General features: G+C 66.7%; 16 protein-coding genes. 13 read left to right on the top strand and 3 right to left on the bottom strand.

Annotation, left to right across the window (positions count from 1 at the left end; genetic code table 11):
- The first annotated feature begins 104 nt into the window (after positions 1-104).
- Positions 105-1,073 carry a thioredoxin-disulfide reductase gene (trxB, locus tag E5673_RS14945; RefSeq protein WP_107961939.1) on the top strand — a complete coding sequence of 323 codons (969 nt, stop codon included), beginning with the start codon at positions 105-107 and terminating at the stop codon, positions 1,071-1,073.
- A 115-nt stretch (positions 1,074-1,188) separates the two neighbouring features.
- On the opposite strand, the gene E5673_RS14940 is transcribed toward trxB, so the two are convergent.
- The 3 genes from E5673_RS14940 to E5673_RS14930 are packed head-to-tail and all read right to left on the bottom strand — an operon-like array spanning position 1,189 to position 2,938.
- Positions 1,189-1,965: a hydrolase 1, exosortase A system-associated gene (locus E5673_RS14940; RefSeq protein WP_136190632.1), complete on the bottom strand. Its 777-nt coding sequence runs from the start codon at positions 1,963-1,965 to the stop codon at positions 1,189-1,191.
- On the bottom strand, positions 1,953-2,630 hold the full coding sequence (locus tag E5673_RS14935; RefSeq protein ID WP_136190631.1) for a hypothetical protein: 678 nt from the start codon (positions 2,628-2,630) through the stop codon (positions 1,953-1,955). The genes E5673_RS14940 and E5673_RS14935 overlap by 13 nt, the downstream gene beginning before the upstream one ends.
- Positions 2,631-2,659: 29 nt before the next feature.
- The gene (locus E5673_RS14930; protein ID WP_093397165.1) at positions 2,660-2,938 is read right to left on the bottom strand and encodes an acyl carrier protein; all 279 of its coding nucleotides are present in this window, start codon (positions 2,936-2,938) and stop codon (positions 2,660-2,662) included.
- A 94-nt stretch (positions 2,939-3,032) separates the two neighbouring features.
- Here E5673_RS14930 and E5673_RS14925 point away from each other — a divergent pair, with 94 nt between their 5' ends.
- From E5673_RS14925 to E5673_RS14870, 12 genes are all read left to right on the top strand, one after another.
- Entirely contained in the window at positions 3,033-4,673 is a 1,641-nt protein-coding gene (locus tag E5673_RS14925) for an acyl-CoA ligase (AMP-forming), exosortase A system-associated (protein WP_210731756.1), read from the top strand.
- On the top strand, positions 4,670-5,893 hold the full coding sequence (locus E5673_RS14920; protein WP_136190630.1) for a pyridoxal-dependent decarboxylase, exosortase A system-associated: 1,224 nt from the start codon (positions 4,670-4,672) through the stop codon (positions 5,891-5,893). Before E5673_RS14925 ends, E5673_RS14920 begins: the two co-directional genes overlap by 4 nt.
- 140 nt (positions 5,894-6,033) lie before the next feature.
- Positions 6,034-6,678, top strand: coding sequence for an XrtA/PEP-CTERM system exopolysaccharide export protein (locus E5673_RS14915; RefSeq protein WP_136190629.1), 645 nt, complete (start codon positions 6,034-6,036; stop codon positions 6,676-6,678).
- Between the two features lie 10 nt (positions 6,679-6,688).
- Positions 6,689-8,212, top strand: coding sequence for an XrtA system polysaccharide chain length determinant (locus E5673_RS14910; protein ID WP_136190628.1), 1,524 nt, complete (start codon positions 6,689-6,691; stop codon positions 8,210-8,212).
- Positions 8,213-8,216: 4 nt separating this feature from the next.
- The gene (locus tag E5673_RS14905; RefSeq protein WP_136190627.1) at positions 8,217-9,311 is read left to right on the top strand and encodes an AAA family ATPase; all 1,095 of its coding nucleotides are present in this window, start codon (positions 8,217-8,219) and stop codon (positions 9,309-9,311) included.
- Positions 9,312-9,334: 23 nt separating this feature from the next.
- The gene (locus E5673_RS14900; RefSeq protein WP_136190626.1) at positions 9,335-10,987 is read left to right on the top strand and encodes a hypothetical protein; all 1,653 of its coding nucleotides are present in this window, start codon (positions 9,335-9,337) and stop codon (positions 10,985-10,987) included.
- A 13-nt stretch (positions 10,988-11,000) separates the two neighbouring features.
- The gene (locus tag E5673_RS14895) at positions 11,001-12,074 is read left to right on the top strand and encodes an AAA family ATPase (RefSeq protein ID WP_136190625.1); all 1,074 of its coding nucleotides are present in this window, start codon (positions 11,001-11,003) and stop codon (positions 12,072-12,074) included.
- A gap of 34 nt (positions 12,075-12,108) precedes the next feature.
- Positions 12,109-12,936 carry an XrtA system polysaccharide deacetylase gene (locus tag E5673_RS14890; RefSeq protein ID WP_136190624.1) on the top strand — a complete coding sequence of 276 codons (828 nt, stop codon included), beginning with the start codon at positions 12,109-12,111 and terminating at the stop codon, positions 12,934-12,936.
- The gene (locus tag E5673_RS14885; protein WP_136190623.1) at positions 12,933-13,970 is read left to right on the top strand and encodes a FemAB family XrtA/PEP-CTERM system-associated protein; all 1,038 of its coding nucleotides are present in this window, start codon (positions 12,933-12,935) and stop codon (positions 13,968-13,970) included. The genes E5673_RS14890 and E5673_RS14885 overlap by 4 nt, the downstream gene beginning before the upstream one ends.
- Positions 13,967-15,253 carry a glycosyltransferase gene (locus tag E5673_RS14880; protein ID WP_247599412.1) on the top strand — a complete coding sequence of 429 codons (1,287 nt, stop codon included), beginning with the start codon at positions 13,967-13,969 and terminating at the stop codon, positions 15,251-15,253. Before E5673_RS14885 ends, E5673_RS14880 begins: the two co-directional genes overlap by 4 nt.
- Positions 15,250-16,725 (top strand): exosortase A, encoded by a 1,476-nt coding sequence (xrtA, locus tag E5673_RS14875; RefSeq protein ID WP_136190622.1) that lies wholly within the window; start codon positions 15,250-15,252, stop codon positions 16,723-16,725. Before E5673_RS14880 ends, xrtA begins: the two co-directional genes overlap by 4 nt.
- Positions 16,726-18,612, top strand: a complete 1,887-nt coding sequence (locus tag E5673_RS14870) for an XrtA/PEP-CTERM system amidotransferase (RefSeq protein WP_136190621.1) — start codon at positions 16,726-16,728, stop codon at positions 18,610-18,612. It begins immediately after the preceding gene.
- Positions 18,613-18,634 lie beyond the last annotated feature (22 nt).

The following is an 18,634-nucleotide window of genomic DNA, read 5'->3' as shown; positions in this document are numbered from 1 at the left end:
CAACGCAGTGGCAAAGCTTTCGATGCAGGCGGCACAGATTTAGCGGCGGTTCAAATCCGGCCGCGCATCCCCTAGATGCAGTCTCGAATCTCCAAGGAACTCCGATGACGACGCACACGACCCGCATGCTTATCCTCGGCTCGGGCCCCGCCGGGCTCTCCGCCGCGATCTATGGCGCGCGTGCCGGGATGGCGCCGATCGTCGTGCAGGGCATTCAGCCCGGCGGCCAGCTGACCACGACCACCGATGTCGAGAATTATCCCGGCTTCAAGGACGTGATTCAGGGCCCGTGGCTGATGGAGCAGATGACGGCACAGGCCGAGCATGTCGGCACGCGCATGATGTGGGACACCGTCACGCAGGTCGACCTGACCAGCCGCCCGTTCCGCCTGATCGGCGACAGCGGCGACGTGTATGAGGGCGATACGCTGGTGATCGCGACCGGCGCGCAGGCGAAGTGGCTCGGGATCGACAGCGAGGAGCCGATGAAGGGCAAGGGCGTCAGCGCCTGCGCGACCTGCGACGGGTTCTTCTACCGCGGCAAGAAGGTTGCCGTGATCGGCGGCGGCAACACCGCGGTCGAGGAGGCGCTGTACCTCACCAACCATTCGCCCGACGTGACGCTGATCCACCGCCGCGATTCGCTGCGGTCGGAGAAGATCCTCCAGGAGCGCCTGTTCGCCCACAAGGGCGTGACGGTGCTCTGGAACAAGGAGGTTCGCGAGTTCGTCGACGGCGGCGGCAATGCGGGTCTGGTCGCGCTGGAGCTCGAGGACACGGTAACTGGCGAGCGCTCGCGGCTTGCGGTCGATGGCGGGTTCGTGGCGATCGGGCATCATCCGGCGACCGAGCTGTTCCGCGGCCATATCGATCTCGATTCGGACGGGTATATCTCGGTCGAGACCGGGTCGACGCGGACCAGCGTCGAAGGCGTGTTCGCGTGCGGCGATGTCGCCGACAAGGTGTACCGTCAGGCGGTGACGGCGGCGGGGACCGGCTGCATGGCGGCGCTGGACGCCGAGCGCTTCCTGGCGGCAGCCGAGTTTGCAGAGCTGGCCGAAGCCGCGGAATAGCGCCCGCGTCCTTCGTCATCGTCATCGTCATCGTCATCCTGACGAAAGTCAGGATCCAGGTTTCTAAACGATAGCGGTTATGGCTCTGGTCCTGCGTTCATCAGGACCCGAGCAGCTACTCTTGCTCGATCCCGTCGATGATCGCGGCGTAGAGCGTTGCGGCGTTCTCCGCCCCGGCAAAACTATGTGACGCCGTGTCGAACCGATTCACTTTCGCGCCACCGCGATACCGTGCGGCAAAGGCGATCGCGGTCGCGTCGCCTGTCGCAAGGACGATGGCGGCGTCGTCGTGCCAGCCGTCAAGCGCGGTCAAGACGTTGGTCGCTAGTGAAGCACGCTCTTCAGTCTTGGCGGTCACAACCCTTTTCAAGCCTCTGAGAAACTTGGTAAAGCTGACCTGCCCTGTCAGCGCGCGTCGCCAGGTCGCGGGGTCGCGAAGCGCGCTGTGATAGCGGGCGCTGATCGCGTCGGCCGGGGGCAGGTCGTCGATCGGTTGGACGACCCAGGGGTTGGCGACGATGATCCGGTCGATCCCCGCCGATCGTCCGAACAGCACGATCGTGCTGGCAGCGTCGCAATTGCCGAAGCCGACCAGTCGAGTGACACTAGGTGCCGCGCGGTGGAACGCGGCGGCGGCTGCGATCAGGTCAGGTTCGGCGTTAAGGAAGCCCTTATTGTCGCCCGTCGAGTCTCCAACGCCGCGGCGGTCGTAACGGAACACGGGTATGCCAGCGGAGGCCAGTCGATGCGCCAGCATCGCCATGCCGCGATGGGCGCCGCTGCGAATTTCATTGCCGCCGGACACGATGAGCAACCCTGTAGATCCGTCTGCCTCGTCCAGCGTTGCAGCAAGGGTTTCGCCTTCGCAAACGAACGCGATCAGCGTTCGCATGATGCGATCCAGTTCGAGATGTCGCCGGCAAGTATCTGAGCCAATGCGATATCATTGTCCGGCTCTGACCGGCGCCACAGGGGTGATGCAGCATATTTCACGTCTGCGTCGCGCGGGTCGGATTCGAGCCTGACAACGCGCAGGGGGCCGGCTCCAGCATAGGATTTGGTGTCGTGGAGGTCGGCTAGCATTTCGCGGGACAGCGTGTTGCCCGCATACTCGGTTTTGTTGGCGGGATCGGACCGTGACGTTACTCGCGTGCGATCCAACTCACGCAACACGTCTTCGCCGGTTTGCGCGGATAGCTGCCATCGTCCGGCGAGGGTCGCGTCGGTATCGAAGAGCGCGCCGCTTCTTATCGAAATGCCGTAAGTGTTCCGGCCAAGTCGGTGAGCAAGCTCAATATAGGCTGTCCGCTGGTTGCGGAGTCGCGCTTCGCCAGTGACGACGATGCTCTCGCCGGTGCCGGGCAGATCGGGAAGCACGCTGCCGATCCCATGATCAGCAAGTTTGCGTAAAATCGTGACGAGGAACTGGCGGGTGCGGTTCGCTTCCTCGAACAGCGGGAGTGCGGCGATGACGATCGGGCCGGCATCGGGGCCGAACCGCAGCATCGCTTCGCGGCCGCCGCTCCAGTCATAGGTATCGAAGCGCAGGGCGGTCATCCCGGGTGAGGCTAGACCCCCCGTTAAGGCTAGACCAGTGCCTTGCTCGCGGCAAACTGGACCAGCGCGCCGAACGTCTCGAGCATCTCGCCGTCGATCTCGTCGTCCTCGATCAGGATGCCGAGACGGTCTTCGAGTTCGGTCAGCACACTCGCCACCGCCATCGAATCGAGTTCTGGCAGCGCGCCGAACAGCGGTGTGTCGGCGGTGAACGCAGCGACGCGGTCCGCGCTCAGACCGAGGATATCGGCGAGGACGGCGCGTACCGTCGTTTCGACTTGGGAAGTGCCTTCGAAGATCACGAGCATCGCCTGAACGGTTACGAACCCGGCCCCGCTAGCGTGTGGGGGTGAATTCGGCAACGGGTTCGCGCTAAGGGGGGCTTGGCGCTATTAAGGCGTCATGATCGCGCTCGACCCCAAGCCGTACCCTATCGACCACATCGCACTGCGTGGTGCGCCTGACGCGATTGCGCTGGTCGACAAGGCGGGCGCGATGACGTTTGCCGAGCTTGAGGCAGGCGTCGGTGCATTGGCGGGGTGGCTCGCTGGCCGAGGGCTGTCGGCCGGCGACCGCGTCGCGACGTGGCTGCCGAAGACGCGCGTCGCCTGCCTGATGCCGCTCGCGACGGCGCGGGCAGGGCTGGTGCATGTCCCGGTCAACCCACTGCTCCGGCGAGCGCAGGTGGCGCATATCCTGGGGGACAGCGGCGCTCGCCTACTGGTGACCCAAAGCGTGCGAGCCGGCACGCTAGACGATGGCGACGTACCGGATGGCTGCGCGACCGTGGACGAAGCCGATCTTCTTTCTCTGTTCCCTCGCGAACGCGGGGGGCCAGGATTGCAAAGCGCGACGCTCGTGATTCCCAACCCTCCGCCTCCGCGGGGGAACGAGATGATGAGTCCCTCCGACGCCGACCCCGATACCCTGGCCGCGATCCTCTACACGTCCGGATCCACCGGCCGGCCGAAAGGCGTGATGCTAAGCCACGCCAACCTGTGGCTCGGCGCGATCTCCGTCGCGCACTATCTGAAGCTGGAGCCTGAAGACCGCGTGCTCGGCGTCCTGCCCTTGTCGTTCGACTACGGCCAAAACCAGCTGTTCTCCACATGGGCAGCCGGCGCGTCGGTAGCGCCGCTCGACTACCTCGTCGCACGCGATGTCGTGAAGGCGGTCGAGCGGGTCGAGGCGACGACCTTGGCGGGCGTGCCGCCTCTGTGGGTGCAATTGCTGGAAGCGGAGTGGCCGGTGGAAACCGCCGCTCGGTTGAAACGCCTGACCAACTCGGGCGGCGCGCTGACGCCGCGACTCGTGCGGGGCCTGCGCGAGCGGTTCCCGACGGCGGAAGTGTACGCCATGTACGGCCTGACCGAGGCGTTCCGGTCGACCTATCTCGACCCGGCGCTGATCGATACGCATCCCGACGCGATGGGGCGGGCGATCCCGTTTGCCGAGGTTTCGGTGGTGAAACCCGACGGCACGCGCGCTGCGCCGGGGGAGGCGGGGGAACTCGTGCATTCGGGGCCACTCGTCGCCCAAGGCTATTGGCAGGATGCGGAGCGGACGGCGCAGCGGTTCCGCCCGGCGCCCGGTGGCAACGGCATGGCGGTCTGGTCGGGGGATACCGTCGTCGAGGGCGAGGACGGCCTGCTCCGATTCGTCGGCCGCGACGATGAGATGATCAAGAGCGCAGGCAACCGGATCAGCCCGCTCGAGGTCGAGGAGGCGGTGCTGGCAGGCGGCGAAGCGCGCGAGGCGGTCGCGGTCGGTGTGCCGGACGAGCGGCTGGGGCAGGCGATCGTCGTGATGCTGGCCGGGGATGCGGGTGAGGAGCCGGCGTTGCGGGCGCGATTGCGGACGGCTCTGCCGAGCTTCATGCAGCCGGGTGTGTATCTATGGCGGGATGAATTACCGCGTAATGCCAATGGGAAGTTGGACCGGTCTGCCATTGCGTCGGAGGTAAAAGCTTGTTCTCCCGCGAAGGCGGGAGTCCAGTCTGGGCCCCCGCCTTCGCGGGGGAACACGGAAGGGAGCGCGTCATGAAACCGATGGGTCCTCTTCCGCCGGAGTTTTCGCAGAGCGGGGTGCTGAAAATTGGCGGCCGGTCTGCTGACGACTGGGCCGTGCACGCAGGCGACACCCCGTTGTTCGTCTACGGCATGGAGATCGTAGCCGCCCGCATCGCACGCTTCAGAGCAGCGATGCCGGCGATCGACCTCCATTACGCCATCAAGGCCAATCCACACGCCGACCTGCTGACCGCGATCGCCCCGCTGGTAGACGGGCTCGACGTCGCCTCCTCGGGCGAACTCGCGAAGGCTATGATCGTGAAACCGGCAGCGTCGATCAGTTTCGCCGGGCCCGGCAAGCGCGACGACGAACTCGCCGCCGCGATCACCGCCGGCGCCACGCTCAACGTCGAATCGGAAGGCGAGGCGGCGCGGGCGTTCGCGATCGGCGACCGCCTCGGACAAACACCGCGCATGGCGGTCCGCGTGAACCCAGATATCGAACTCCGCGGATCGGGCATGCGGATGGGCGGTCGCGCGTCGCCGTTCGGGGTCGATGCGGTACGGGCGGCAGCGCTCGTAAAGGCGATCGTCGCAGCGGGCGCGGACTGGCGCGGGTTCCATATCTACGCTGGCAGCCAGGCGCTCGATCCCGCTGCGATCATCGAGACGCAGGCCGCGACGATCGCACTCGCGGCGCGATTGGCAGAGGAGGCGAGCGTCGCCCCCCCACTCGTCAACCTCGGTGGCGGTTTCGGCGTGCCGTACTTCGCCGGCGACGCGGCGCTCGACGTCGAACGCGTCGGCAAGGCGCTGGCCGAAGCACTCGCATCCCGCCCCGCGATCCTCGCCAAAACCCGATTCGCGATCGAACTCGGCCGCTGGCTCGTGGCGGAAGCAGGCGTCTACCTCACCCGCGTCATCGACATAAAGCAAAGCCAGGGCGAGACCTTCGTCGTCGTCGACGGCGGCCTCAACCATCAACTGGCGGCGAGCGGCAATTTCGGCACCGTCGTTCGCCGCAACTACCCGATCGCGGTCGCCGCCCGGATGGGCCACACGCCGACCGAAACCGTCTCCGTCGTCGGTCCGCTCTGCACCCCGCTCGACCGCCTCGGCGACAAGGTCGCGCTCCCCCCCGTCCACGTCGGCGACCTGATCGCAATCTTCATGGCCGGCGCCTACGGGGCGAGCGCCAGCCCGACTGCGTTTCTCGGGCATCCACCAGCGTCCGAGATCGTTACTGGTATATAAGGCGCAGTTGCAGTGCCTTGGCGGGGCATGGTTACGGGGCGCTCCTAACGCTATCTTCACCTGTTACTTGCATAGCGAAGGCTGAGTTAGCCGCCCGTCGGGCAACCGATGGACGGTGCGGCGCCAGGAGAAAGTTACCCATGCGTTTCGGATCTGTATCGAAATCCCTGCTGACCCTAGGCCTCGCCGCGACCACGCTCGGCGCGTGCACGACCGGCAGCACGCCGCCCGCCTTGCCGCCCGCCTCGTTCGTCGCGAAGCAGGAATTGCCGGGCGAGGAATATGTGATCGGCCCGCTCGATCAGCTCAACATCTTCGTCTGGCGCAATCCCGAGCTGTCGTCGAAGGTCCAGGTGCGTCCCGACGGCCGGATCACGACGCCGCTGATCAACGACCTGCCCGCGGTCGGCAAGACCCCCGCGATGCTCAGCGACGACATCAAGAAGGCGCTGGGGGCCTATATCAAGGACCCCATCGTCTCGGTGATCGTGGAGAATTTCAGCGGCACGTACAGCCAGCAGGTCCGCATCGTCGGCGCGACCGAGAAGCCCGCGTCGATCCCGTACCGCGCCAACATGACGTTGCTCGATGCGATGATCGCGGTCGGCGGCCTCAGCCAGTATGCGGCGGGCAACAAGGCACGGCTGGTGCGCTACGATCGCGCGACCGGCAAGCAGACCGAGTTCGGGTTGCAGATCAACAACCTGCTGAAGAAGGGCGATTCGTCGGCCAACGTCCGGCTCGCGCCGGGCGACGTGATCATCATCCCCGAATCGATGTTCTGAGGCGATCGGGATGAACGGGATCTACGACGAGGTGCGGATCGCGCTGCATGCGATCTGGACGCGGCGCTGGCTGGCGCTCGCGGTGGCATGGGGCGTGTGCGTGCTCGGCTGGCTGGTCGTATCGCAGATCCCGAGCCGCTACGATTCGACCGCGCGGGTGTTCGTGCAGATGCAGACGATCCTGCCCTCGGGTATGGACGGCGTACCTCAGGTCGCGCCGATGACGGTCGACACGATCCGCACGACGCTGATCTCCGCGGTGAACCTGGAAAAGGTCGTGCGCGGCACCGATCTCGCGAACACCGTGTCGAGCGACCGCGACGTCGCCGACCGCGTCGCGGCGCTGGCCCCGAACATCAAGATCGTGTCGCAACAGGATAATCTGTTCCAGATCACGACCAGCGCGGCGACCCCGAAGCTCGCACGCCAGATCACGCAGAAACTGATCGACCTGTTCGTCGAGCAGAACCTCGCCGGCGATCGCTCGAAGACGACGCAGAGCCTGACCTTCCTCGACCAGCAGCTCGCCTCGCGCCAGAAGCAGCTCGCCGATGCCGAGGCCAAGCGCGCCGACTTCCAGAACCGCTATCTCGGCGCTCTCCCCGGCACGGGTTCGGTCAGCGACCGGATCAGCGCCGCGCGGTCGCAGATGTCGCAGGTCGACGGCGATCTCGCCGCCGCGCAGTCGAGTCTAGCCGCGGTCCAGGGCCAGATGGCCGGGACGCCGGCAACGGTCGCGGGGACGGGGGGCGTCGCTGGCGCGGCCGGGCCGGCGCGCGCACGGCTCCAGGCGATCCAGGGTCAGCTCGCCGACGCCCGCGCGCGCGGCTATACCGAGAACCACCCCGACGTGATCGCGCTGAAGAGCCAGCTCGCATCGGCCACCGCGGCGGCGCGCAGCGAGCCGCTGGCGGGCGGCAGTGCAGGGGGCAGCGCGCAGAACCCGCTCTACGCGTCGCTCCAGTCGATGGTCGCGGATCGCACCGCCACGGTCGCCTCGTTGCGGATGCGGCGGAGCCAGTTGCAGGGCGACCTCGACCTGCTCAATTCGAAGCTGTCGGGCGATCCCGAAGTCGCCGCCGAACAGGGCTCGATCGATCGCGATTATCAGGTGCTGAAGGACCAGTACGACGCGCTGCTTAAACAGCGCGAGCAGACCGCGATCGTCGGCCAGGCGCAGTCGCAGAGCGATCACGTGAAGTTCAGCGTGATCGATCCGCCGACGATGCCGAGCAAGCCGAGCGCGCCGAACAGATTGCTGCTACTCACGGGGGTTCTGATCGCGGGACTCGCGGCGGGAATCGGCGCGGCCTTCGCGATGGGGCAGCTGCGATCCACGTTCGCGACGACCGCGCGGCTCGAAAAGGGGGCAGGCATGCCGGTGATCGGGTCGATCGGCGAAGTGGTGACGCGCGTGCAATCCGGCCAGCGTCGGCACAAGTTGAAGATGTTCCTGGGCGGTACGGCCGCACTGGGCGTCGCCTATGTCTTGTTGCTGGGGGTCGAGATCCTCCAGCGCGGACTGGCGGCATAGGGGGATGACCGTGACGAAGCCTGATCGCGAACCCTCGCTGCTCGAACGAGCGGCCAAGGTGTATGATTTCAACGCGCACGCCCAGCTGCGTGGTACCGTCGTGCCGACTCCGCCGCAGGTCGAGACGCAGCCGGTTGCGCCCGCGGTCGCGCGCGAGGTCCCGCCCGTCGTCGAGGTGCCGGAGCTCGAATCGCCAAAGCCTGAAACGCCGGTCGAAGAAACGCCTGCTGCGACGTATGCGCCGGTATCCGAGGCCGAGCCGTCGCACGAATTCGTCGACCCCACCTTTCTCGCGATCCCGGAAGAACTGCGCGCACCGGTCGGTGACGAGCTTCCCGACGAATTCTACCTGCCCGACGAAGCATCCGACACCGTGCGGATCGATCGCGGGATGCTGGCCGCGAACGGCATGATCGTCCCCGGTGCGCCCGTCGGCCCGCTTGCCGAGGAATTCCGGCTGATCAAGCGGCAGTTGCTGATCACCGGCGCGCGGATCGCGGAGAGCGGCAGCGCCGACAAGGCGCGCATGATCCTGGTCTGCTCGGCGCGCCCCGGCGACGGCAAGACGTTCTGCGCGATCAACCTCGCGCTCTCGATCGCCGCCGAGCGTGATACCGAAGTGCTGCTGGTCGATGCCGACGTCGCCAAGCCCGATGTCGTCGCGCAACTCGGGCTCACTGATGGCCCCGGACTGCTCGATGCGCTGGGCGATACCCGGATCGACGTCGAGGATCTCGTCATCCAGACCGACGTGCCGCATCTCTCGATCCTGCCTGCCGGGTCCAAAACCAGCATGGATACCGAACTGCTCGCCAGCGCGCGGACCAAGTCGGTGATCGCGCGCCTGCTCGAGGCCAATCCGCGCCGTGTCGTGATCTTCGATTCGCCGCCTGCGCTCGCTGCGTCGCCGGCGTCGGTGCTGGCGATGCGGGTAGGGCAGGTGATGCTCGTCGTTCGCGCCGACCACACCCCCGAGAATGAATTGCGGGCGGCAGTGAACCTGCTCGACGGGTGCGAGCATATCCAGCTCGTGCTGAATGCCGTGTCGTTCGTCCAGGGCGGTGCGCGGTTCGGCAGCTATTACGGGCACGCGTCGTGATGCGGACACTGCACACCAAGTGTATGGCGCGGAAGCTGGCGTTGATCGCCGGCGGTTGCGTGCTCGCGGCACTGCCCGCCACGCCGGTCGTCGCGCAGGCTGATCTGCCGACGCAACCCGCGCATTCGTCGCGCCGCGTCACGATCAATCCGTATGTCGAGGCAAACCAGACGCTGTCCGCCGATCTCAACGGCGGCGACGTGCTGACCTATACCAGCCTCGCCGCCGGCATCGACGCGGCGGTCCAGACCCAGCGTATCTCGGGCCAAGTCAGCTATCGGTACGAGCATCGATTCGGCTGGGGCGATCGTCTCGGCGACAACGACATCCATTCGGGCCTCGCGCGCGTCGATGCCCGCGTCACGCCGAACCTCACGCTGGAGGCCGCCGGTATCGCCACGCGGTCGCGCTCCGATATCCGCGGCGCGGCACCTGGCGTCCTCGTCGGCAATGTCAGCAACGTCAGCCAGATCTATTCGGTCTATGCCGGCCCCAGCTTCACCAGCAACGCCGGCCCGGTGACGCTGAACGCGAACTACCGGCTCGGCTATACCAAGGTCGATACGCCGACGTTCGGCGATGCGGGCCTGGGCGGGCAACGGCTCGACTATTACGACGATTCGATCGGCAACACCGTGACCGCCAGCGCCTCGGTGCGCCCCGGTGCGATCGCGCCGTTCGGGCTCACGGTCAGCGGCGCTTACGACCGCGAGACCGCCAGCCAGTTGAAGCAGCGTTACGAGGGCTATTACGGCCGCGGCGACATACTCCAGCCGATCTCGCCCTATGTCGCGCTCACCGCCGGCGTCGGTTACGAGAAGATCGAGACGAGCCAGAAGGATCCGGTCGTCGACGCGACCGGCACGCCCGTGCTCGATCGCGACGGTCGCTTCGTCACCAACGAGGCATCGCCGCGCCGCGTCGCCTATCGCACCGACGGCATCTATTACGACGCCGGTGTCGTCTGGCGGCCCAATCGCCGGACCTCGGTGGAGGGGCATGTCGGGCGCCGCTACGGATCGCTCAGCTACACCGGCACTGCGACCTATCAGGCATCGGACTCCGTCGGCCTCGCGGTCAACGTGTATGACGGCGTGCAGACCTTCGGCCGTCAGCTCCGGACCGGTATCGGCAATTTGCCGACCAGCTTCCTGAGCGGCAACCAGCAGGGTTTCGGGCAGCAATTCAATGGCTGCGTGTTCGGCTCCACCGGTGCGCAACCGGGCGGGTGCCTCAACGACGTTTTCCAGTCGATCTCGACCGCCAGCTACCGCGCACGCGGGATCGACGGCGTGATCTCCGCCACGCGCGGGCGCTCCACCTGGGGCGCGGGCATCGGCTACGCCAATCGCAAGCTCTATGCGCCGCGGCTCGCGCCCGGCTTGGTCGTCGCGGGTCTCGATGATGAAAGCTATTACGGCCAGCTATTCTACACGCGCAGGCTGACCCCGGTTTCCGGCGTCAACGCCGACCTGTTCGTCAATTATTACGACAGCGGCGTCGACGACATCACCGGCGATACCGGCGTGTGGTCTTACGGCGGGACGGGGACATATTTTCATAATTTCGGGCGTCTCGGCACCACCGCGTCGCTCGGGCTTTACAGCTTCAAGGTCGGCGACCTCGACAGCGACTGGTCGGCGCAGGCGCTGATCGGTGCGCGGTACCAGTTCTGAAGGCGAGCAGCTTATGTACGATCAACATTATGGACTGACGGGTCGGCCTTTCCAGCTCACCCCCGATCCCAAATTCTGGTTCGAGACCGGCACCCACCGCAAGGCGATGGCGTATCTCGGCTATGGTCTGGCGCAGGGCGAGGGCTTCATCGTCATCACCGGCGATATCGGCGCGGGCAAGACGACGCTCGTCGGTCACCTGATGGACACGATCGACCTTCAGCGCCTGAACGCGATCAAGCTCGTCTCGACCGCGATCGAGGCGGACGATCTGCTCCGGATCGTCGCTACCGACCTGCAAGTCGATCCGGCTGGGCTGAGCAAGGCCGAACTGCTCACCGCGATCGAGCGCGGGCTGCACGCGGTCGCGCGCACCGGCAAGCGGACGCTGCTGATCGTCGACGAGGCGCAGGCCTTGCCCGTCGATGCGCTCGAAGAACTGCGGATGCTGTCGAACTTCCAGGCGGGCGGCCACGCGCTGCTGCAGATCGTCCTGCTCGGACAGCCCGAGTTCCGCGACCGGCTCCACGGCTCGGAGCGTCTCGAACAGCTCCGCCAGCGCGTGATCGCGATCCACCATCTCGATCCGATGGAGGAGCATGAGGTCTCCGACTATCTCGCGCACCGCCTGACGGTGGTCGGCTGGACGGGGAACCCCGATTTTACCGAGGATGCGTTCGCGGCGTTCTTCACCGGGTCGGCGGGTGTGCCGCGTCGCCTGAACCAGCTTGCCGGGCGGGTGATGCTGCACGCGGCGATCGACGACTTGACGGTGATCGACGGCGATACGGTGCGGGCGGTGCAACGTGACCTTGAGGGCGACCTGCCAATGATCGCGCAGGACCGGGGAAAAGGTGCGCATAACGCGCACGAACCGCGCGAACCCGTGTCCACGCCGCGTGTCGACACGCCGATCACCGATCCTGCGGTCGAGGAGCGGCTCGCTGAACTCGAGGCGCGGGTGGACATGCAGGACAAGGCGCTACGTCGCGTCCTGACGCTGCTGGTCGACTGGGTCGAGGGCGACGATACCAAGCCGGAATACGCACCCATCCGCGGTGTGGCCGCCTGGCACGATGCTGCCTGAAATGCCTGTTCTCAATGGCCCCGTTATCAATGGCATGTCCGTCGATGTTGAGGACTGGTTCCAGGTCGGCGCGTTCGAAAAGGTGATCGACAAGGCCGACTGGGACTCGCTCCAGCCGCGCGTCGAGGCCAATACCGACGCCGTCCTGGCCCTGTTCGCCGAGCGCGACACGAAGGCAACGTTCTTCACGTTAGGCTGGGTAGCCCACCGCTACCCCGCCCTGATCCGCCGCATCGTCAACGCCGGACACGAGATCGCCAGCCATGGCTGGGATCACCAGCGTGTCTTCACGATGACGCCGGACGTGTTTCGCGCCGACCTCACACGTGCTCGGACGGCGATCGAGGACGCGGCGGGGGCGAAGGTCACCGGCTACCGCGCACCGAGCTTCTCGATCGACCAGCGCACGCCTTGGGCGCACGTCGAACTTGCCGAGGCGGGCTATGCCTATTCCTCGAGCGTCGCTCCGGTGAAGCATGATCATTACGGCTGGCTCGATGCGCCGCGCTACGGGTTCAAGCCGCTCGCGGACAGCGCCTTGATCGAAGTCCCGGTGACGGTCGCCAAGTTCGGCGAGCGCAAGCTGGCGACCGGGGGCGGATTCTTTCGGCTGCTCCCGGCGGCGATCACCGATCTCGCGGTGCGGCAGGTCAATCGCGAAGACCGCCCGGCGATGTTTTATTTTCACCCGTGGGAAATCGATCCGTCGCAGCCGCGGGTCGACGCGGCACCGATGCGGTCGAAGATTCGTCATTACTCGCGGCTCGGGGCGATGGCCGGCAAGTTGCGCGGACTGCTTGGCCGGCACGATTGGGGCCGTGTGGACACTGTCGTAGCACGCGAAGCGGCGCGACTGGCGTGACCGCGCCGATGCCTGTCGGCGTGCGCGAAGTCGATCTTCGCGATCCGGCCGAATGTGAGCGGGTCACGGCGTTCGTCGAGGCTAGCGACGGTGCTACGCCGTTCCACCTGCCAGCGTGGAGCCTCGCGGTGCAGGATGGTTGCGGCCAGCGTGCGCACTATTTGGTGTCGGAGAATGGAGGCGTGATCGACGGCGTGCTGCCGTTGACCGAGATGCGTTCGCCGCTGTTCGGGCGTGCGCTGGTGTCGACCGGGTTCGGCGTCGATGGCGGCATCTTGGGTGGCGCGGTCGAATCGCTGTCGGCGGGGGCTTGGAACGTCGCGCTGCGGATCGGCTGCCCTTCGGTAGAACTGCGCGGCGGTCCTGCGCCGAGCGGCTGGGATAGCGATGACACCAGCTATCTCGGCTTCGTTCGAGATCTGGCCGCGGACGACGATGCGGAACTGCTCGCGATCCCTCGAAAGCAGCGTGCCGAAGTCCGTCGGGCGCTTGGCTTCGACCTTGAAATCGTCATCGGCAACGATCGGAAACTGCTCGCCGAGCATTACCGCGTTTATGCGGAGTCGGTTCGCAATCTCGGTACACCTGTTTTTCCCGCCAAGCTTTTCCGCTGCGTCGCGAGCATGATGGACGTCGATGTTCTCACCGTTCGACACAAAGGCCGCGCGGTAGCTAGCGTCCTGAGCCTGTATTTCAACGGTACCGTCTTTCCCTATTGGGGCGGCGGGACTGATGCCGCGCGAGGACTGCGCGCCAATGACCGGATGTATTTCGCACTGATGGCGCATGCGCGCGCGCGGGGCTGCACGCGGTTCGACTTTGGCCGTTCGAAGACCGGCACGGGGGCGGCGGCGTTCAAGAAGAACTGGGGATTCATGCCCGAACCGCGGCTCTACGCCAAGCGCAGCAACGGGCCGGCGCGCGAGGTGAACCCGCTGAACCCCAAATACGCGCTGATGGTGCGGACGTGGAAGAAGGTTCCGCTATGGGCGGCCAACGCAGCAGGACCGTGGATTTCCCGAGGCCTGGGGTGAGCCTGCTCTTCCTCGCGCACCGCGTCCCATTTCCGCCCGACCGCGGCGACAAGATCCGCAGTTTCCACATCCTCCAGTATCTGGCGACGCGAACGCCGGTGCATCTGGTAGCGTTCGCCGACGACGAAACCGACTTCGATCCGCCTGCGGCGTTCACCGATATGCTGGCAAGCTGCACGATCCTGCCGCGTCAGAAGTCGCAGCAGCGTGCTGCGGTCGAAGCGCTCGCGACCGGTAAGCCGGTCTCGCTAACCGCCTTTGCGGCGGCGGCGATGCAAGGTGCTGTCGATCGCGTCTTGCCCCAGGTAAGCGCAGTCTACTGCTTCTCCGGTCAAATGGCGCAGTATTTGCCGGTTGGCGGTCCGCCGGTCGTCATGGACTTCGTCGACGTCGACTCCGCCAAGTTTGCTGGGTTTGCCGACGACGCGTGGGGCCCGATGCGGTGGATGATGCGCCGCGAGGCTCGGCTACTCGGCGCGTTCGAACGTGAGGTAGCGGGCAGGGTGTCGGCCAGCCTGTTCGTCAGCGACGCGGAGGCTGCGTTGTTCCGGGAGGGCGGGGCGACCGGGCGGATCATTGCGGTCGAGAACGGCATCGATTCGGCGAAGTTCGATCCGGCGGCTGAGTTTACCAAACTTACCGGCAGCCACCACCCCGGCGAACGCCGGGGCCCAGTTGGAGAGGTCGCTGTAACGGAGCGCAATCCGTCGTTACCGACGTCCCCCCACTGGACCCCGGCCTCCACCGGGGGGGAGCCGTTAAGTGGTTCGCCTTTCATCGTCTTCACCGGCCAGATGGACTACCGCCCCAACATCGACGCGGTGACGTGGTTCGCACGCGACATCCTCCCGCTCGTCCGCGAGCGCCACCCCGCTCACTTCGCGATCGTCGGCCGCGCGCCGACTGCGGCCGTCCAGGCGCTCGCGAACGATCACGTCACCGTCACCGGCGCAGTCGACGACGTGCGAGGCTGGCTCGCTACTGCGGACGTCTGCGTCGCCCCGCTGAAACTCGCGCGCGGCATCCAGAACAAGGTGCTCGAGGCGATGGCGATGGCCCGACCCGTCGTCACGTCGACAGCCGCGGCCGAGGGCATCGATCATGCCGGCACGATCCGGGTAGCCATGACCGCACAGGAGTTCGCCGACCGCATCTGCGACCTGCTTGAAGCCCCCGACACCGCGGCAACGCTCGGCCAGTCCGCCCGCGCGCAGGTCATCCGCCGCTATGGCTGGGACGCCCGCCTCGCGCCGCTGGACGCGCTGCTCGGCCTTTCGGCATGACCGTATGGCGTCGCCACGGTATCGCGCTCGCGGTCGTCGCGGCGCTGATACTCCTGACATTCCGAAGCGACGTTGCCGATCTCGCGCATATCTGGTGGACCAGCACCACCTTCGGCCACTGCCTCTTCATCGGCCCGGTGATCGCATGGCTCGTCTGGCAACGTCGTGCCGAACTGGCGCAACTAACCCCGACCGGTTGGTGGCCCGGCCTCGCGCTCATCGCTATCGGGGGCGGCGGCTGGCTGATGGGCGACGCTGCTTCCGTCGGATTCGCGCGCCAGCTGGGGCTCGTCATGATGCTGCAAGGTGCGGTCGTGACGATCCTCGGCCCCAACGTCGCGCGCGGGCTGCTCTTCCCGCTCGCCTACGCGTTTTTCCTCGTACCGTTCGGCGAAGGTCTCGAACCGCCGCTGCAGACCGTCACGGTTGCGATCGTCATGCCGCTGCTCCACCTCGTCGGCGTGCCGGCAGTGGTCGACGGCGTGCTGATCCACGCCGGGCGCTATTATTTCGAGGTGGCCGAGGCATGTTCGGGCGCGAAGTTCGTCATCGCGATGTTCGCGTTCGGGGTGCTCGTCGCCAACCTCTGCTTCGTGTCGTGGAGGCGGCGCGCAGTGTTCCTCGTCGTGTCCGTCGTCGTGCCGGTCATCGCCAATGGCTTCCGCGCGTTCGGGACAATCTGGGCGGCGGACCTCACTTCGGTCGAGGCGGCCACCGGGATCGATCATATCGTCTATGGCTGGGTGTTCTTCGCGCTGGTCATGGCGGGCGTGATGGCGATTGGCTGGCGCTGGTTCGACCGCGGGCCGGACGACCCCGCGTTCGATCCGGCGAAGCTCCAGGCGACACCACGCAACCGGACCGATCTAGCCATTGCGACCGCACTCGCTCTCACCACGTTCGCGGTGTTCCCGGCGTGGAGCGCGGCGATCGCCGGTCGCGCACAGCCACTTCCCGCGCATATCGACCTGCCTGAGATTGCCGGCTGGCACCGCGTTCCCGTCAGCACGCGCGCGCCGTGGACCCCCTATTACCCCGGCGCAGACCATTATCTGTTCGGCCGCTACGCCGACGCGACCGGCGCGCGAGTCGACATGAGCGTCGCGGTGTTCGGCAGCCAGCACGAGGGCAAGGAACTGATCGCCTACGGTACCGGCGTCCTGCGCGAGGAAGATCGCTGGGTCCGCGTCGCCGACCTGCCCGAAATTGCGGGTGGCAGCGTCATGCGGATCACCGCGCCCGGACCCGTAGAGCGGATCGTCGCGACGTGGTACCGGGTCGGCGACACGACCACGCAGGACGAAACGCTGGTGAAGATCGAGACGATGAAGGCGCGGTTGCTCGGGGGGCCGCAAGGCGCGGTGGCGATCCACCTTTCGGTCGAGGGAGCCGACGCGCGTCCGATCGCGCGCTTCCTCGCGGCGCTCGGCCCGATCGCGCCGGTCGCCGATCACGCCGCGGGGATGCGCTAGATGTGCGGCATCGCCGGGATCTTCCACCCCGGTACCCCGAAGCCGGTCGACCCGAACCGCGTCCACGCGATGATCGCCGCACTGTCGCATCGTGGCCCCGACGGCGACGGCATCTGGACTGCGCCGGGCGTCGGTCTCGGCCATCGCCGCCTGTCGATCATTGACCTCGAAGGCTCGCCGCAGCCGATGTCCGATGGCACACTCACGATCACCTACAACGGCGAGATCTATAACTTCGTCGAACTGCGCGACGAATTAGCCGCCAAGGGCGCGATCTTCCGGACGTCCGGCGACACCGAAGTCCTGCTGCACGCGTGGCGCGCCTGGGGGCCGTCGATGCTCGACCGGCTGAACGGCATGTTCGCTTTCGCGATCCACGATACCGCCGCGCACACGCTGTTCCTCGCGCGCGACCGGATGGGCGTGAAGCCGCTTCATTATGTCGAGCTGGCTGACGGGTCGCTGGCGTTCGCCTCTGAGTTGAAGGGCCTGCTCGCGCATCCGCAACTCCGCCGCGTGCCGGATCTCGGCGCGGTCGAGGACTACCTGGCATTCGGGTACGTGCCCGACGATTCCTGCATGGTCGCGGGCGTCAAGAAGCTGGCGGCTGGGCATTTTCTGCTGGTCGAGCGTGGCAAGTCGGTGCCGCAGCCGCGCAAATGGTGGGACATCGATTTCTCCAACCGCGCGACCGGCTCGGCCAAGGCTCTGGGCGAGGAACTGGTCGACCGGATGCGCGCGGGCGTGCGGTCGCGGATGGTCGCCGACGTGCCGCTGGGTGCGTTCTTGTCGGGCGGGGTGGACAGCTCCGCGGTCGTCGCGTTGATGGCCGAGGCGAGCCCCAAGGCGGTCCGCACCTGCACGATCGGGTTCGACGAGGCCGGGCATGACGAACGCAGCTATGCCGACACCGTCGCGCGCCGCTTTGCCACCGATCACCGTGAGCGCGTCGTCCAGTCGGGTGATTTCGGGCTGATCGACACGCTGGTCGCGAGCTTCGACGAGCCCTTTGCGGACGCCTCCGCGCTCGCCACCTATCAGGTCTGCGCGCTTGCCCGCGAGAGCGTCACCGTCGCGCTGTCCGGAGATGGGGCGGACGAAGCGCTCGCCGGATATCGCCGCTACAAGTTCCAGTCGGTCGAAGAGCGCGTCCGCGGCTTGCTGCCGTCGCATCTCCGCGCCGACGTCTTCGGGACGCTCGGCCGCTGGTATCCGAAGGCCGACTGGGCGCCGCGACCGCTTCGCGCGAAGTCGACGCTACTCGCGCTCGCGCAAGGCGGCGGCGAGGCCTATGCGCGGTCGGTCGGCGTCACTACGCCCGAACTCCGCGCGCAGTTGTTCAACGCCGGCGCGCGCGCGAAGCTTGGCGGGTACCGTGCCGAGGATCGCTATGTCGCGACTATGGCGAACGCGCCCGCGCGCGACGCGATCGACCGCGCGCAATATGCCGACATCAAGCATTGGCTGCCCGGCGACATCCTGACCAAGGTCGATCGGACCAGCATGGCAGTCGGCCTCGAAGCGCGCGAACCGTTGCTCGACCACCGCCTGATCGAGTTCTGCGCGACGCTGCCGGCGACCATGCGGTTGCGGCACGGCGAGGGCAAATGGCTGATGAAGAAAGCGATGGAGCCGTATCTGCCGCGCGACATCCTCTATCGCCAGAAGATGGGCTTCGTGACGCCGATCAGCGCGTGGTTTCGTGGCGCACTGGCAGGCGAGGCGACCGCGCTCGCCAAGTCGCGCACGCTAGGCGAGACGGGGTGGTTCGACATGGCGACGATCGCTCGGATCGCCGACGAGCACCGGATGGGGCGTGCGGAGCACGGTCGGACCTTGTGGCAGTTCGTGATGCTCGAGCGGTCGATGAAGCGGATGTTCGGGTAGGGCGGCTACGAATCCTCCCCCG

It is taken from the genome of Sphingomonas sp. PAMC26645, assembly GCF_004795835.1.
GTDB lineage: Bacteria > Pseudomonadota > Alphaproteobacteria > Sphingomonadales > Sphingomonadaceae > Sphingomonas.
The sequence above is the reverse complement of the archived record's forward strand: the minus strand, read 5'-3'. Positions and strand labels throughout refer to the sequence as shown.